General features: G+C 41.1%; 14 protein-coding genes. 7 read left to right on the top strand and 7 right to left on the bottom strand.

Going from position 1 to position 15,878, the window contains the following annotated elements:
* Positions 1 to 9: 9 nt before the first annotated feature.
* Together KIH23_RS07480 and KIH23_RS07475 are read right to left on the bottom strand one after the other, a co-directional pair.
* The gene (locus KIH23_RS07480; RefSeq protein WP_213212619.1) at positions 10 to 711 is read right to left on the bottom strand and encodes an ABC transporter ATP-binding protein; all 702 of its coding nucleotides are present in this window, start codon (positions 709 to 711) and stop codon (positions 10 to 12) included.
* A 23-nt stretch (positions 712 to 734) separates the two neighbouring features.
* Positions 735 to 1,976 (bottom strand): efflux RND transporter periplasmic adaptor subunit, encoded by a 1,242-nt coding sequence (locus tag KIH23_RS07475; protein WP_213212617.1) that lies wholly within the window; start codon positions 1,974 to 1,976, stop codon positions 735 to 737.
* A 143-nt stretch (positions 1,977 to 2,119) separates the two neighbouring features.
* Here KIH23_RS07475 and KIH23_RS07470 point away from each other — a divergent pair, with 143 nt between their 5' ends.
* Positions 2,120 to 3,466 (top strand): sigma-54-dependent transcriptional regulator, encoded by a 1,347-nt coding sequence (locus KIH23_RS07470; protein ID WP_213212615.1) that lies wholly within the window; start codon positions 2,120 to 2,122, stop codon positions 3,464 to 3,466.
* 1 nt (position 3,467) lies between these two features.
* On the top strand, positions 3,468 to 4,796 hold the full coding sequence (locus tag KIH23_RS07465) for a sensor histidine kinase (RefSeq protein ID WP_213212613.1): 1,329 nt from the start codon (positions 3,468 to 3,470) through the stop codon (positions 4,794 to 4,796).
* Between the two features lies 1 nt (position 4,797).
* On the opposite strand, the gene KIH23_RS07460 is transcribed toward KIH23_RS07465, so the two are convergent.
* From KIH23_RS07460 to trmB, 3 genes are read right to left on the bottom strand one after another with little or no spacing between them, the layout of a single operon-like run.
* On the bottom strand, positions 4,798 to 5,121 hold the full coding sequence (locus tag KIH23_RS07460; protein ID WP_213212611.1) for an MGMT family protein: 324 nt from the start codon (positions 5,119 to 5,121) through the stop codon (positions 4,798 to 4,800).
* A gap of 1 nt (position 5,122) precedes the next feature.
* On the bottom strand, positions 5,123 to 5,749 hold the full coding sequence (locus KIH23_RS07455; RefSeq protein ID WP_213212604.1) for a LysE family transporter: 627 nt from the start codon (positions 5,747 to 5,749) through the stop codon (positions 5,123 to 5,125).
* Positions 5,750 to 6,424 (bottom strand): tRNA (guanosine(46)-N7)-methyltransferase TrmB, encoded by a 675-nt coding sequence (trmB, locus tag KIH23_RS07450; RefSeq protein WP_213212602.1) that lies wholly within the window; start codon positions 6,422 to 6,424, stop codon positions 5,750 to 5,752.
* A gap of 36 nt (positions 6,425 to 6,460) precedes the next feature.
* Here trmB and KIH23_RS07445 point away from each other — a divergent pair, with 36 nt between their 5' ends.
* A complete protein-coding gene (locus KIH23_RS07445) occupies positions 6,461 to 7,573 on the top strand; it encodes a glycosyltransferase (protein ID WP_410505128.1) in 1,113 nt (370 codons plus the stop codon).
* A 20-nt stretch (positions 7,574 to 7,593) separates the two neighbouring features.
* Here KIH23_RS07445 and KIH23_RS07440 read toward each other — a convergent pair whose 3' ends face one another.
* Together KIH23_RS07440 and KIH23_RS07435 are read right to left on the bottom strand one after the other, a co-directional pair.
* Positions 7,594 to 8,637 (bottom strand): sensor histidine kinase, encoded by a 1,044-nt coding sequence (locus tag KIH23_RS07440; protein ID WP_213212601.1) that lies wholly within the window; start codon positions 8,635 to 8,637, stop codon positions 7,594 to 7,596.
* Positions 8,637 to 9,323, bottom strand: a complete 687-nt coding sequence (locus KIH23_RS07435) for a response regulator transcription factor (RefSeq protein ID WP_213212599.1) — start codon at positions 9,321 to 9,323, stop codon at positions 8,637 to 8,639. Before KIH23_RS07435 ends, KIH23_RS07440 begins: the two co-directional genes overlap by 1 nt.
* Before the next feature lie 182 nt (positions 9,324 to 9,505).
* Here KIH23_RS07435 and KIH23_RS07430 point away from each other — a divergent pair, with 182 nt between their 5' ends.
* The 4 genes from KIH23_RS07430 to KIH23_RS07415 all read left to right on the top strand — a co-directional run bounded on the left by KIH23_RS07430 (position 9,506) and on the right by KIH23_RS07415 (position 15,861).
* Positions 9,506 to 12,295, top strand: a complete 2,790-nt coding sequence (locus KIH23_RS07430; protein ID WP_213212598.1) for a TonB-dependent receptor — start codon at positions 9,506 to 9,508, stop codon at positions 12,293 to 12,295.
* 134 nt (positions 12,296 to 12,429) lie between these two features.
* On the top strand, positions 12,430 to 13,629 hold the full coding sequence (locus KIH23_RS07425; protein WP_213212596.1) for a hypothetical protein: 1,200 nt from the start codon (positions 12,430 to 12,432) through the stop codon (positions 13,627 to 13,629).
* Between the two features lie 107 nt (positions 13,630 to 13,736).
* Complete coding sequence (locus tag KIH23_RS07420) at positions 13,737 to 14,057, top strand: T9SS type A sorting domain-containing protein (protein WP_213212594.1); 321 nt, start codon at positions 13,737 to 13,739, stop codon at positions 14,055 to 14,057.
* Between the two features lie 106 nt (positions 14,058 to 14,163).
* Positions 14,164 to 15,861, top strand: coding sequence for a T9SS type A sorting domain-containing protein (locus KIH23_RS07415; protein WP_213212592.1), 1,698 nt, complete (start codon positions 14,164 to 14,166; stop codon positions 15,859 to 15,861).
* The last annotated feature ends 17 nt before the right edge of the window (positions 15,862 to 15,878 follow it).

Below are 15,878 nucleotides of genomic sequence, written 5' to 3'. Positions count from 1 at the left end.
TTATTTAAATTAGGAAACAAATACGTCTACATTTCTTTGGTTGATTTTTTCTGAAAGAATCAATCCATCTTTCATTTGAATGGTTTTTTGCGAGAACGACGCGTCGTAATTTGAGTGGGTGACCATCAAGATTGTGGCGCCTTGCGCGTGCAAATCGGTGAGCAGCTCCATCACCTCGTTGCCATTTTTGCTGTCGAGGTTTCCGGTGGGTTCATCGGCTAGAATAATCTTCGGATCATTGATCAGCGCACGCGCCACTGCAACTCTTTGTTGTTGTCCGCCTGAGAGTTGTTGCGGATAGTGTTTGAGTCGGTGGGATATGCCCAAACGCTCGGAAATCACAGCCACTTTTTGTTTGCGCTCAGCCGCCGGAACGTTGTTGTAAATCAGCGGAAGCTCAATGTTATCATACACCGAAAGCTCATCAATCAGATTAAAATTCTGAAAAATAAAACCAATGTTCTGCTTCCGGAATTTTGATTTTTCGCCCTCGCTTAACGTTGTCATTTCTTGTCCGAGCAATTGGTAACTTCCTTCTGAAGCGCTGTCGAGCAAACCCACGATGTTCAGCAAGGTTGATTTTCCGCTGCCCGAAGCGCCCATGATGGTCACAAATTCGCCTTGGTTGATGGTCATGTTGACTCCGCTGAGAGCGCGGGTTTCAACTTCTTCGGTTCTGAAGATTTTTGAAAGATTTGAAATTTGTATCATATAGTCGTTTTTTGATGATTGCTTTAATTTTGTATAGTTAGTTCGTCTTTGCTGATGTAGTCTTTATAAGATGAAGTGATGACTTGTTCACCGGCTTTGAGCCCTGATATAACTTCATAATACAGCGGATTCTCGCGGCCGAGTTTGATGTTTCTGCGCTCGGCTTTGTCATCGTGAACCACAAAAATCCATTGTCCTGAAGTTTCGGCATAAAAGGCACCTTTAGGCAAAACCAACGAACGCGTTTTGGCCGATAAATTCAGACGAACACCAAAACTCAAACCTTGTCTCAGACCTGAAATGTCGGGCGAAAGAAAATTCAACTCAACCTGAAAACGCCCGCTTTTGACCTCGGCAATGACTTTGCTGATTTGTACTTCAAGGTTTTTTCCGCCAAATTCAACGGTTCCTTTTTGGCCTTCGGCTAATTTTTCAAGATAAAATTCATCTACTTGCGCGATGAGTTTGTAGCCTTTCATCACATCAATCTTGGCCAACGGCTGTCCTTGCTCGTAGGTTTTTCCGATTACAGGCTCAAACGAAGTTAATCGGCCGGTTTCAGGCGCTACGATCAAAAAGTTTTGTTTGTTTTTGCGCAAAGCTTCCAAGCTTTTTTGCATGATGCTTACCGATTGTCCCATTTGAGAAATTTGTATGCGGTTGGCTTGTTTTTCTTTGGCTATACTTTGTTTGATGATGTCTATGCGCTCTTTTTGAAAACGGTAATTTTCTTGGGTGCGTTCCCATTCATTTTTGGCGATGATTTCTTGCGCGTAGAGTTTCTTATTGAGTTCATACAACTGATGCGCATCTTGATAATCATGCTCAATTCCGATTAAATCTTTGGCCATGCCGAGTTCTTGATTGCGCAAATCGAGTTTGGCTTTATTGAGATTGTTGATTTGTTCAATAATAGCCGTTTCTTGTTGCATATAATTAAGCTCGGTATTCGGATTATACAAACGCACCAATGGTTGCCCTTTACGCACTTGATCGCCATTGTTGACATAGATTTCCTGTACTGAACCGCCTTCGACCACATTAACCAAAACCGAGTTGAGCGGTTCAACCTGCGCCTGAAAAGTCATAAAATCTTCAAAGTAATCTTCGGTAACCTCTTGAATGCTGAGTTCAGATTTTGAAACATTCAGATTGCGCTTTTTGTTCAGAACCGTGTAAGCCGAAAAACCAACAAACAGGAAAGCCAGCGCGCCCATAGCCAGATACTTTTTTTTGTTATTTTTACGAAGGATCAGAGTGTCCATAATTGATTTGTTTGGCACGGACATTTGCAAAATTGTGCCACGATTTTAAAATTTTTAAATCACTAAAAATCAATTAAATAACAGACAAACTAATTTCTTGAGTGTTCGCTATCGGACACTTTTTGTACGAAACCGAACAGTGCATGAAAAAAACGCAAGCCTCACTTTTGATTATTGATGATCAAGAAGACATTCTTTTGGCGGCCAAAATGCTTTTGAAAAAACATTTCGAGCATATTTTCACGGCAACAAACCCCAAAAATGTGGTTCATTTTTTATCCGAAAATGATATTGATGTGGTATTGCTCGACATGAATTATCGCATTGGTTTTGAAGACGGTCGCGAGGGTTTGTATTTTATGAAAGAAATCAAAGCGTTCTCACCCAAAACTGTGGTGATTTTGATGACCGCTTTCGGCAAAGTCGAAACCGCCGTTGAAGGCCTCAAATCAGGCGCTTTTGATTATGTCCTCAAACCCTGGGAAAACCAAAAATTACTGGATGTAGTGAGCAGCGCGGTAGATCAGAGCCGCAAATTCAAAAAGAAAAATCAAAATACAAACCCGCTGCAAAGTTTTTTTACCGGCACTTCTGAAGTGGTCAAAAAAGTATATGCCATGGCCGATAAGGTGGCTCAAACCGATGCCAATGTGCTTATTTTGGGCGAAAACGGAACCGGAAAATACGTTATGGCGCAGCACATTCATCAAAAATCTCAGCGCAAAGAACAAGCTTTTGTGCATGTTGATTTAGGTTCGCTCAATGAAAATATTTTTGAAAGCGAACTTTTTGGTTATGCCAAAGGCGCTTTTACCGATGCCAAAACCGATACCGCCGGACGTTTTGAAAATGCGCAAAACGGGACCATTTTTCTGGATGAAATCGGAAATCTTCCGCTGCATTTGCAGTCAAAATTGCTGCAAGTTATTCAAACCAAAACGGTTATTAGGTTGGGTGAATCCAAACCGCGCGCGCTCAATGTGCGCATGATTACCGCGACCAATTTGAATTTAAAAGAACAAGTTTCTGCCAAGAACTTTCGCGAAGATTTGTATTACCGCATCAACACCATGGAAATTACTTTACCACCGCTGCGCGAACGATTAGAAGACAAAGTTCCGCTGGCGCAGTTTTTACTCGACAAAATGGTCGAAAAATACGAACGTAGTGCAATGCAGTTTTCTAAGCATGCGCTTGATCAGATACAAAAACACGCTTGGAACGGCAATGTGCGCGAGATGGAAAACCGCATTGAACGCGCCGTGATTCTGTCTGAACAAAACGAGATTTCGGCCACCGATTTAGATTTAGAGAACGTTCATGCCTATGAAATGCCCGAAGATTTGGCTCTTTCTGACCTAGAGCGCCACACCATTGAAAAAGTCTTGCGCAAACATCATTTCAACATCAGCAAATCAGCTGAAGAATTGGGCTTGTCACGCGCAGCTTTGTACCGTCGCATGGAAAAATACAACCTCAACACACCGTAAAATGCGCAAGCAAAAAATTGATCAGTTGTTGTTTTTGCGCTTGTTGCTGATTTTGGCGACCTTAGGCTTAAGCGCTTATTTATATGGTCAAAAACTCACCTACAGCAGTGCTTTTGTGGGTTTTGTGGGTTTGTTGCTTTTGTATGAAATGTACGCAGCTTTACGAGAAGCTTTTTTGTTCTACGACCGAACCATCGCATCGATATTACAGGGCGATTTTTCATCAGATTTCAGCAAGCATAAAGGCCAACACAACTATGCGCGCTTGTTTGAATTATACCACCGATTACGCGATACGCAGCACGAACAACTCTCGCGTGACTTGATTTATCAATCGATTTTAAACAATATAGAATCGGGCATTTTGATTCTGCAAAAAGACACTGAAAGTTGGCGCGTATTTTTGATGAACGACTATTTTTCGGAACATTTTCAAGCGCCCAAAGTCAGTCATTGGAAATACCTCAGAGAAAAGATTCCGGCCTTGTGTGAACTCATTGAAAAAGCTGAATTTGGTGAGCTTAAAACGGCTTTGCAAATTCGGGTCAACAAAGAAGATACCCAAACTTTTATGTTACAAACCTCGGCCACCAAAGCTTTTGAGCAAGATTATTACATCATCATGCTCGACAGCATTCAGAAAGTGGTCGAGCGCAAAGAAAAAGAAGCTTGGATCAATTTGATGAAAGTCATCTCGCACGAACTATTGAATTCGCTGACGCCGATTCGTTCGCTTTCGCAAAACCTCAACGAACTGGTTGATCAAGAACAACTATCGTCCGAAGATATACAAGACATTCGCCTAAGCGTGCGCACCATGCTCAACCGCAGCAATCACTTGCAGGAATTTGTTGAAAGCTACCGCAAACTCGCCATGCTTCCGTCGCCTCAAAAAGAAAAAGTTGAATTATCTGAACTGGTTGAAAGTTGTTTGCAAATCATGCAACCGCTTTATAAATCTAGAAATATCACCGCGCACAACGAAGTCGGTTTTAAACGCTGGATTTGGGTCGATAAAAATCAGATGGAACAAGTGCTCATCAACCTGCTCACAAACAGTATGTATTCATTGGAAGACAAACCAAGCGGAGCGGTTTTTATCAGTTGTGCCTTGCGCGAAAAACGCATTTACCTGACCATTTCTGACAATGGTTTGGGCATTGATCCGGCCATTGAAGACAAAATCTTTTTGCCGTTCTTTACCACGCGCAAAGACGGAGCGGGCATTGGTTTGACCTTGTCCAAAAATATTGTTGAGGCGCACGGCGGTTATTTGGCTTTTGAAAGTACGCCCGAGAAAACTTCGTTTACCGTTTGTTTGTTAGAATAAACTAACCTTGAACTCCGGGTTGCCAAAAGTGTTTTTGAAAATCGACAATTTGGTTATCGATTACTTCTATGCCTTCGCTTTCGAGTAATTGTTGCATGAGATTCGTGCCCGGAAAATGATGTTTCCCACTGAGCACACCCACCCGATTGACTACCCGATGCGCCGGAACATCATCGCGGTTGTGACAAGCATTCATGGCCCAGCCTACCATGCGCGCCGAGCGAGCGGTTCCGAGTGCTTTGGCAATGGCTCCGTATGAGGTAACACGCCCGTAAGGAATTTGTCGGGCAACGCTGTAAACACGTTCGAAGAAATTGTCTTCCATATTATCGGCAACAAAGTTTCACTACAGTTAAAACGGCCATTAAAGCAGCTATAGAGCCAATAATTTTATTGATGTTTTCCATCAAGAAACGCGTTTTTTGTTCCACCTTTTTAAAGGCTGCGAGATAGGCGTAAAAAACCGAAAAAGAGCCGGCTGTAACGCCGAGTACAAAGCCTAAAATCGAAGCGACTTCAAATTTAAAATAACCCGAAGTGGCCAAGCTGATACTGGCAAAAACATAAAATGGAATAGGTAAAAAATTAAGCCCTGAGAGCAACATCCCGAAGAAATAACGATGCATTTTCTTTTTGAGCGAAACTTCTTTAGGCGTGTTTTTGGGCTTTTTGGCAATCCAGAAAAAGTAAATGCTCAACCCCGAAAAAATGAGCACGCCAATTTCTTGCAATAATGCAATGATTTCAGTATGTATGTTGATGAATCGCGCAAATAAAACTGCAATATAGGTCTGAATAAATACGATTGTTGAAGCACCAAACGTAAAATGTATCGCCTCGCGTCTTCCTTCCTGAAGGCCGATTTTGGCTACGGTCATGTTGATCAGACCCGGCAAAATTACTGCCATCACCGAAATAACACAACCCAAAAGGAACGAAAACAAAAAAGCCATCTACTTGATTTTAAAACGAATATACGTAATTGGCTTGTTCTTTTCCAAATATAGTTTTTCGTAATGCGTTTGAATTTCAAGAACTTCCGTCGGGCTGCCCTCGTTGTGATAGATGTTGTGATTGGCATACAAAACCTCGTGACCCAAACCGTGCAACAAGCCCAAAGTATAACCGTGCATAAATTCGCTATCGGTTTTGAGGTGCATTAGGCCGTCTTTTTTGAGGATTTTTTTATAGCGATCCAAAAAGTCAGCATTGGTCATGCGGTGTTTGGTGCGTTTGTATTTGATTTGCGGATCCGGAAAAGTAATCCAGATTTCGTCGACTTCATCGGCGGCAAAAGCATATTCAATAAGTTCTATTTGTGTGCGTAAAAAACCAACATTGTCAATGCCTGACTCAACAGCAGTTTTAGCTCCGCGCCAGAAACGAGCGCCTTTGATGTCAATTCCGATGAAGTTTTTTTCCGGGAATCGCTCGGCCAAACTTACCGAATATTCACCTTTACCGCAGCCGAGTTCCAATACAATCGGATGGTTGTTTTTAAAAAAATCGCGCGCCCAATTTCCTTTGAGCGCAAAATCGCCTTGCATGAGTTGTTCTCGCGAAGGTTGAATGACGTTGCCAAATGTATCGTTTTCTCTAAATCTCTTGAGTTTGTTTTTACTGCCCACAATAGTATCTTAATGTTTTGGCAAAATTAAATAAATATGCCGCATTTGAAATCTTTTTATCTTGCCGATGCAAAACCGCCCACAAAAATGTCTGATTCGAATCAAAATATTCTCGTTGCTCCGCTCAATTGGGGGCTCGGTCACGCCACGCGCTGTATTCCGATTATTCGGGCTTTGATGGCTTGTGGCTATACGCCGATTTTAGCTTCAGACGGAGCGGCTTTGGCTTTGCTCAATAAAGAATTCCCGGAATTGACTGCACTCGAATTGCCATCGTACAACATTGAATATGCCCGCGATGGTGCCGATTTTAAATGGAAGATGATTAAAAATCTACCCAAAATGGTCGATGCGATCCGGCTTGAAAAGAAAATCGTGCGCGGCTGGGTCAAAGATTTGAATCTGTGCGGAATTATTTCTGACAATCGTCCGGGGGTTTACAGCAAAAAGATTCCGTCGGTTTTTATGACGCATCAACTCAGGGTGCTTTCGGGCAACACCACTTGGATCAGCAGTAAATTGCACCAACACGTCATTAAGAAATTTGATGAATGTTGGGTTCCTGATTTTGAATCGTCGCACAATTTGAGTGGTAAACTCGGACATCTTAAAAAGCCCGATGACAAAATCAAATACATAGGGCCGCTGAGCCGATTTGAAAAACAATCTGCAGAAATACAATACGATTTGATGGTGTTGTTATCCGGACCGGAACCCCAGCGAAGCATTCTGGAAGAGCGATTACGCCAGCAAATTTCAAAATATAAAGGCCGTGTGATTTTCATCTGCGGAAGCGTCGAAGAAGAACAAAAAACAACCCAAGTGGATGATGTGACGTACTATAATTTTATGACTTCAGGCCAGCTTGAAAAAACCTTTAACGAAAGTGCTTTTGTGCTGGTGCGCTCGGGCTACACAACGTTAATGGATTTGGTCAAGCTGGAGAAGAAAGCGTTTTTTATACCAACACCCGGGCAATACGAACAAGAATATTTGGCCAAAAGAATGCGTAAAAACGGTTGGTTTTTGTTTTCTAAACAAGATGACTTTAGGTTTTCGGATTTAACACAAGGTCAATTGTATCACCCGCCTAAATTGGTTGAAGAACCCGTGCATTGGAAAAATTTATTTTGCTTGTTTGAAAAATAACAACGGCCCGAAGTATGGGCTTATTTAGCTTTTTGAAGTGTAAAAGAAAATTCTGAGCCTTTGCCAAATTCGCTTTCAACATATATTTTTTCCTGGTGAACTTCAATAATGTGTTTCACAATCGACAAGCCTAATCCAGAACCACCTTCGCTGCGCGCACCGCTTTTATCGACTCTGAAAAATCGCTCAAACAAACGCGGAATATACTGCGCTTCGATGCCTTCGCCGTTGTCATTGATACGCACGATTACTTTGCCGGCGGTAAGATTTTCAATACTGACTTCAGTAGAACCTTTTTCTTTACCGTATTTGATCGAATTCATGATGAGATTGATAAGCACTTGCTCAATTTTTTCGCGATCGGCCATGACATAAATCGGCTTGGGATATTTCATGTCAAATAAGAGCATGATGTCTTTTTTGGCAGCTTCCATTTCGAGCAAATCAAAGACATTTTGCACCAAAGCAACAATGTCAAAACGGTTGATTTCAAGATTCAAATCGCCCATTTCAAGTTTAGAAATCATATCTAAATCTTGGACGATATAAATGAGTCGTTCAACACCTTTCTCAGCGCGTTGCAAGTATTTTTTGCGAATGGTTTTATCATTCATCGCGCCATCAAGCAAAGTGGAAAGATAACCCTGAACCGTAAACAAAGGTGTTTTGAGTTCGTGTGATACATTGCCTAAAAATTCTCGTCGGTACTCTTCGCGTACTTTGAGCATTTCAATTTCAAGCTTTTTGTCGGTGGCAAATTTTTGAACTTCGCGCGTGAGTGTAGCCATATCAGTAGTAATGGGCTGATTGCGCAAAGTTGAGGCGTCTAAAAGCGAAACATCATCGTAGATTTTCTGAATGCGGCGATAAATAAAATGTTCTACGCGGTGTTGGATGACAAAAAATGAAAATGCACCCACGGCAAATGCAAAACCGAGGCATATCTTGATTGAAAAGGTAAAAAAAGCATACAAAACAACGCCGAGCACCGCTGTACAAAACAAGGCGACATAAGCAGCTGAAACGGCGGCAAAAGTGTATGTCTTTTTAAACTTGATGCCCATTAAACTTCAAACTTATAGCCAACGCCTTTGATGGTTTTAAAGTAATCGTCGCCGATTTTTTCGCGCAATTTACGAATGTGTACATCAATGGTTCGGCCACCCACGATGACTTCATTGCCCCAAACTTTATCAAGAATTTCATCGCGTTTAAAAACCTTTCCGGGTTTTGAGGCCAACAGATAAAACAACTCAAACTCTTTGCGCGGCAAAAAGATTTCTTGCTCGTCTTTGATGATTTTGTATTCTTCGCGGTTGATCTCGATGCTGCCTACACGAATGCTTTCAGCAGTGGTTTTTTCATCGTCTTTCAAACGACGCAACAAAGCTTTGACTTTGCTCACCAACAATTTCGGTTTGATGGGCTTGGTAATATAATCATCGGCGCCGGCATCAAATCCGGCTACTTGCGAATAATCTTCGCTACGCGCTGTGAGAAATGTAATGATTACTTGGCTAAGCTCAGGCATTTTACGGATTTGTTCACAGGCTTCCATACCATCCATTTCTGGCATCATTACATCCATAATAATCAGATGCGGGAGTTCTTTTTTGGCTTTGGCGATGGCTTCTTTACCATTCACAGCAGTGATGATTTGATAACCTTCTTGCGATAGATTGTATCCGACAATTTCTAAAATATCCGGTTCGTCATCGACCAATAAAATCCTAATGTCCTTTTTTTTCATGTCTGGGCAAGAGTTGGTTTAGCGGTTGTAAATGTAAAGATAAAATAATAGCCCTTACGGCATTAACCGTAATTTAATATGTTAACAATTCGGTAATCATAACCCAACTTAATGGTAACCCGAGAGTAACATCAACTTTACAAATCGAGCGTTTCTTTGCACCAAAATTTAACACACAACAGATGAAATCTAAATTGGTTTTTACCCTGCTTTTCATTGGACTACTGACTTTTGCACAAAACAAAGGAACCATTACCGGAACACTTACCGATAAAGATGCCAACAATGCACCTTTGCCATTTGCCAATGCGCTCATCAAAGGAACGCAAATAGGCACAACCACCAACGAAAAAGGAGTTTACACTTTGCCGGTTGCTCCGGGCAATTATACTTTGGTTTTTAGTTTTTTGGGCTATGAAAATGTGGAAGCGACCGTCAATGTTGAGGCCGGACAAACGGTAACCGTGAATCGGGCACTGGGTTCGGGCAGCTACAAACTACAAGATGTGGTGGTCAAAGCCTCTGGCGGACGCGAAAAAGAAACCGCTACGATGCTCGATCAAAAAAAAGCGGTTGAAATCAAACAAAGCATCGGCGCTCAGGAAATGGCGCGCAAAGGTGTGAGCGATGTTGAAGAAGGTTTGACCAAAATTACCGGAATTACCAAAGTAGGTTCGCGCGGATTGTTTGTGCGCGGGCTTGAAGACCGATACAACAATTTGTTGATTAATGATTTGGCGGCGCCAACCAATAATCCGTTTAAAAAGATTGTGCCGCTGGATTTGTTTCCGACCGATATTGTAAGTGTGATTGAGGTTTTCAAAACCTTTAACCCAAATATTTACGGAGATTTTGCCGGTGGAACTTTTAACATCGCCACTTCGGCCACCGGAAAAAGCCAGACCAAAATTAGCTTTGGCGTAGGTTATACGACTGATAATAATTTGAGCCGTTTTTTAATGGCCGATGACACGAATACCACCAAAGGATTTTTCGGGCTCATTGGCAGCGACCGTCAATTGCCAAGCGCTTTTGGAACTATTCCGTCTAATGCAAGTTTATCATCTGAAGATTCTAAAAACAAAGTCAAAAACGGCTGGAATGTGAACGACAGATTCAGTCCGCTCAACACCAGCGTGGGCATTATGCATTCTGAGAAGTTTGATTTTTCAAATAACAAGAAACTTTCCTATTTATTCTCACTCAACTTTGACAATGCTTATAAAGTTCGCCAAGGTGTAAATAATACCATCAATGCCAATGGCGAATTCAACAATCACTTGCAAGCACGTGAAAGTGCCTACAAAACCAACGTTTCATCGTTATTGGCAATGGAATTCAAAACCAATCGCTGGAAGTTTTGGGGCAATACGATGTTTTTACGCTCAACCGAAAGTTTGATACTGGATCAAACCGGAATTTTTGACGGAAACACCGCGAGTTATATCTTAAAACGCACCAACCAATTAGAGGTTTCTGATTATTTAAACGGACAAATCTTCGCACAATACAACTTGACCGAAGATAAAAACCAAACCATCAAAGCGGGCGGTTCGTTTGCCAAAACATCATATCAGCAGCCTGACCGCAAGTTTTTTAGCGCGGCTCCGCGAGGCGATGGAACGGGCATTATCAATTATGGCGGAAACAATTTCATCAAACAATATTTAGACATTACCGGAAATTTCTTTTATGCTCATTTGCTTGAATACAATTTGAAATTTGGTTCGGGTGATGAAAAGAAAAACCGCTTAACGGTTGGTTACAACGGTAATGGCAACAACGCCAAAACTTCGTACCGATTTGTGTTCATAAGAGAAAATCAACCGAGCCAAGGTGCTTTTAGTGTTCCTGTTAATAGCCTCGACAGTTATTTGAATGACGATTTTACGCTCAACAATATTTATTATGCCGAAGGTTCGAACGCTTCATACAAAACCAAACTCAACGAATTTACCAACGCGGGTTATGCGAATTTGCTTTTGAATTTTGGCGCTTTTGAAATCAACGGAGGTTTGCGTTTTGAAAAATATTCGCGTGAAATTAAATATCGTTACAACGGAGCATTTACCGATCCGTACAGCAAAAAAACCATCGACAAAAACTATATTTTGCCATCGGTCAACGTAAAATATGCGCTCAACGAAAAGAGCAATTTGCGTTTGGCCGTATCCAAAACCTACACCAAACCGGTGCTCATGGAAGCTTTGCCGATTACCATCATCAATGCCGACAACACGAGCCAGCAAGGAAATCCGTTTGCGGTGAACAGCGACAATTTAAATGCTGATTTGAAGTATGAGCTTTTTCCGACTTCAAAAGAAATGTTTGCCGTGGGTGTTTTTGGTAAAAAAATCGACAACCCAATTGAACGCACTTATAAAGCCGATGCCGGCGGACAAATCACCACTTTTTTAAATTCAGACAACGCTACTTTATATGGTGTTGAATTGGAATGGGGCGTTGAGCTGAGCCGTTTGAGCCAAAGTTTGTCGGCTTTTTCGTGGGGCTTCAACACCTCAATCATGCAAACCAAAGTTAATGTAGCCGATAAAACCGTGAATCCGGACGGCATGACCAGCACATCAATTGAGACACACAAAAGCAGAGAGCTGCAAGGCGCTTCAAAATGGCTCATCAATTCAGATTTAAAATATCAATTCAACTTTAGAAAAGATTGGAGCAACACCTTGACTTTGGTCTATTCAGTATTTGGCAAACGCATCTACAGTGTCGGGACAGCCAATTTGGATCACATTTATGAATTGCCGGTAAGCCGATTGGATTTGGTTTGGGGCAGCAAAATTGGCGAACATTGGAATCTAAAATTTTCAGCTGATAACTTGTTGAATCCTAAAGAATATTATCAGTTGGGCGACAACAACAAAACAACCATATACGCTGACAGCCGCTACGTGCAAGATTACAAACGCGGCGTTGGTTTCTCAATGAGTGTGGGCTATACCTTTTAGAAACACAAAGCCCTGATTGGTAACATTAAATTTACCATAAACTTTGATTTAAATAACTTTTTTGTAACGATAATCTAACTGCTTTTAAATTGATGGCCGCTAGCTTTGTATCAACAAAAAACTAGAAAAACAACATGAAAAAATCATTCTTTACCCTATTATTATTTGCCGGATTGTTTACCTCGTGCACAACTAACGACGACGATGAAGTAACAACTCCAACTCCGCAAACCGGAGAAATCACCGGAGAAATCACTTCAGACAAAACCTATGCAACCGGAAACTATACGCTCAAAGGAATTGTAAAAGTAAAGCCGGGCGCTACCCTTACTTTTGAAGCCGGTTCAACCATTACTTGTGACATAGCTACCGGAGACAATGCCTTGGTGGTTTTAAATGGAGGAAAACTTATCATTAACGGAACAGCTTCACAACCGGTTGTTTTTACCGAAAAAAACAAAATATCGGGCAACTGGGGCGGAATCATTATGTATGGTGATGCGCCTATTACTGCTGCTTCAGGTGCAACAACTGCTTTATCTGAAGACGGAAACGTGCAAACTTACGGAGGAACCAACGCAGCGCACAATGGCGGAAGCTTGCATTACGTACGTGTTGAATATGCCGGAAAAAAATTAGGTGATGGGCAAAAAGAAAACAATGCATTTACTTTTTATTCATGCGGATCAGGAACTGTTTTAGATCATCTGGTTGCTTATAAAGGAGCTGATGACGGCTTTGAATTTTTTGGCGGAACCGTGAGTGCCACCAACTTGGTATCATTCGGAAACTTTGATGATGCTTTTGACTGGCAAGATGGTTGGAGAGGTCAAAACAATGAAAATTGGTATGCTTACCAAACCGGTAAAGGCAACTTCGGAATGGAAATCGAAGCTTCAAACAACAATAATGCTTTTGGTCCAAAGATTAGTAAAATCACATTAAAAAGAGCCACCGGAACTACCCCTGAATCAGATACTGATATTCAATTAGATGCGTTTCAATTCAAAAAAGAAGGCAACGGTGAATACGACAACATCATCATTGACGGTTACGGAGATTACACCGTTGGCGCAACCACTTATCACGGAGCTGCAGTAAAGATCCAAGACAACAATACCAATGTGAATCAAGTTAATGGTGGTAAATTAAAATTAACTAACGTAAAAATCATCAATACATCGGTAACTACACCTATAGGGGCTACAGATGCTATCAGCGTGTTGTTTTCTTCAACTAATTTTACAACCAACAACAACGCAAGTGGGGCTTCAGGAACTAGCATGAACAACGGAAATTGGTCCAATGTAGACGGAACCAATTTGGTGCAATAGAACCCAATAATTACACTATATCTTTTGAAAAAGAGCACTTCATTTTGGGGTGCTTTTTTTATGATTCATTTATGAAATTTATTTCTATCTTTACCGCGGTGAAATATATGAAAACGAACCTACTACATATCGCCCTGTTTTTTGCTTTGTTTTGTTCAACGGCTGTTTTGGCTCAAGACAACAAACAAGCTAACACTACTGATGGTTTAGGTTTTTATCCTAACCCTGTTAGTAACGGAAAAATTTTCATCACCTCTAAAACTTCACTCGACAAAGACATCACCATCTTTGATGTGTTGGGTAAAAAGGTTTTACAAACCACCATCAACTCCAAAGAGCTTTCTATAGCTAATTTATTGCCGGGTGTTTATATCATCAAAATACGCGAAGGCGAAGCTACAACCACTAGAAAATTGATAGTCAAGTAGTTGTTTTAACACTTTATCTTTTCTTAAATTTTATTTTACTTAAAATTCTTTTCTGTAAAGGAATTTACTTTCTATATTTGTAGTCCGAAATATTAAAAACTCGAAAATGAAAAAACTTTACATTTTGCTATGCGCTGTGGTGAGTTCAGCGTCTTTTGCCCAGACTTTTTATTCTGAAAACATGGGTACACCATCTGCAACAACGGCCATTAGTGCCAACGTCTTTCAAAACCCAGCTCCAATTGTTTACACCGGTACTGGTGACGTACGCGCTACTTCAGTTTCAACTGGTTATAACGGTGCATCAGGAGGCGGAAACGTTTTCTTAAACGCTGCAACTGAGTATTTCCAAATTGATGGATTAAATACTTCAGCGTATAATGTTGCCGACATTCAACTTTCATTTGGTTATAATGCCGGAGGAAATGTTGCCAATTTGTTGACCATTGAAACCAGTACTGACGGCGCAAGCTGGTCTCCTATTACTTACACACCAGGTGCTACCGGTTGGAGTTTAGTTACTGTTACTGGTGGACAAATTCCTTCATCAGCTACTTTATCATTGCGTTTTACTCAGCCTGCGGCTACCCAAATTCGCTTGGATGATGTTAAATTGAGTAATGTTTCTGCTTCGTGTACTTTATCATTAGGAGCTGCTACAGGTGTTTGTGATGCTTTCAACTTCGGAACCGACACATACACTGCGACTATTCCTTATACAGGTGGCGGAAATGCTACCTATGTAGTTACCCCTAATGCAGGAACTGTTGGTGGTGATGATGTTTCGACTGTAGCTGCAGGAAATATTGTTATTACTGGTATTCCTGAAGGAACTAATCTTTCACTTACTGTAGTAGGTGGTACTTGTAATGCATCAGCTACTTTGAATTCTCCAGAGTGTAAACCGGTAAACCCGCTACCATTCCGCGAATCATTCAACTACGGTGTAGGTGCATCATTGGGTGCTCAAGAATCATGGACGAACATTAACTCTGGTGACAACATTGTTGTTGCTTCGGGCAGCTTGTCATATCCTAATGCCGTAGCTGCTGGAAACTCAGTTAGCTTTACAGGTGCCGGAATTGATTGTTTCTCTCCATTCACCACTACCACTTCAGGTACTGTATATGCATCATTTATGATGAATGTGGCTGATATGACCAATGTAACAACCGATTTATCAGAAACTTATTTTGCTGCTTTTACTGATGCTACTAGATCATTCAAAGCCAGAATGTTTTTCAAGAAAAACGGTACACAATATCAATTAGGCTTTGATGCAGGCTCAATAACAACTAACTATGATGCAACTTTAAGAAATGTTGGTGATGTAGTATTTGTGGTTATGGGTTACGACTTTGGAACCAATACATTAAGCGCTTGGTTAAACCCTGATTTAACAACTTTTAGTGCTTCAACTCCTGCCAGCTTAACAGCAGTTCCTGCTACAGCTATTCTTGATTTAGGTGGTTTTATCATCCGTCAAGATGCAGATAACAGAACACCAAGCATGGTTTTAGATCAGTTGACTATTGCTACTGATATTGCTTCATTGTTGACCGTTAAGCAAAACAATATTGCTGGTTTAGAGGTTTATCCAAACCCAGTTACCAATGGTATGTTATACATCAATACTGCTGCTAACCTTGAGAAAAACGTTGTGGTTTATGATGTTTTAGGAAAACAAGTGTTAAACACAACTGCAAACAATTCAGTAAATGTTGCTTCATTGAAATCAGGTATGTATATCTTAAAAATCACTGAGGCTGGTAAAACTGCAACGAGCAAATTGGTGATTAAGTAATCATTACCAACTCATAA

Origin of the sequence: Flavobacterium sp. CYK-55, from assembly GCF_018413465.1 — a bacterium.
In the GTDB taxonomy this organism is placed as follows: Bacteria; Bacteroidota; Bacteroidia; order Flavobacteriales; family Flavobacteriaceae; genus Flavobacterium.
This window is presented reverse-complemented; position numbering and strand designations above follow the sequence as displayed.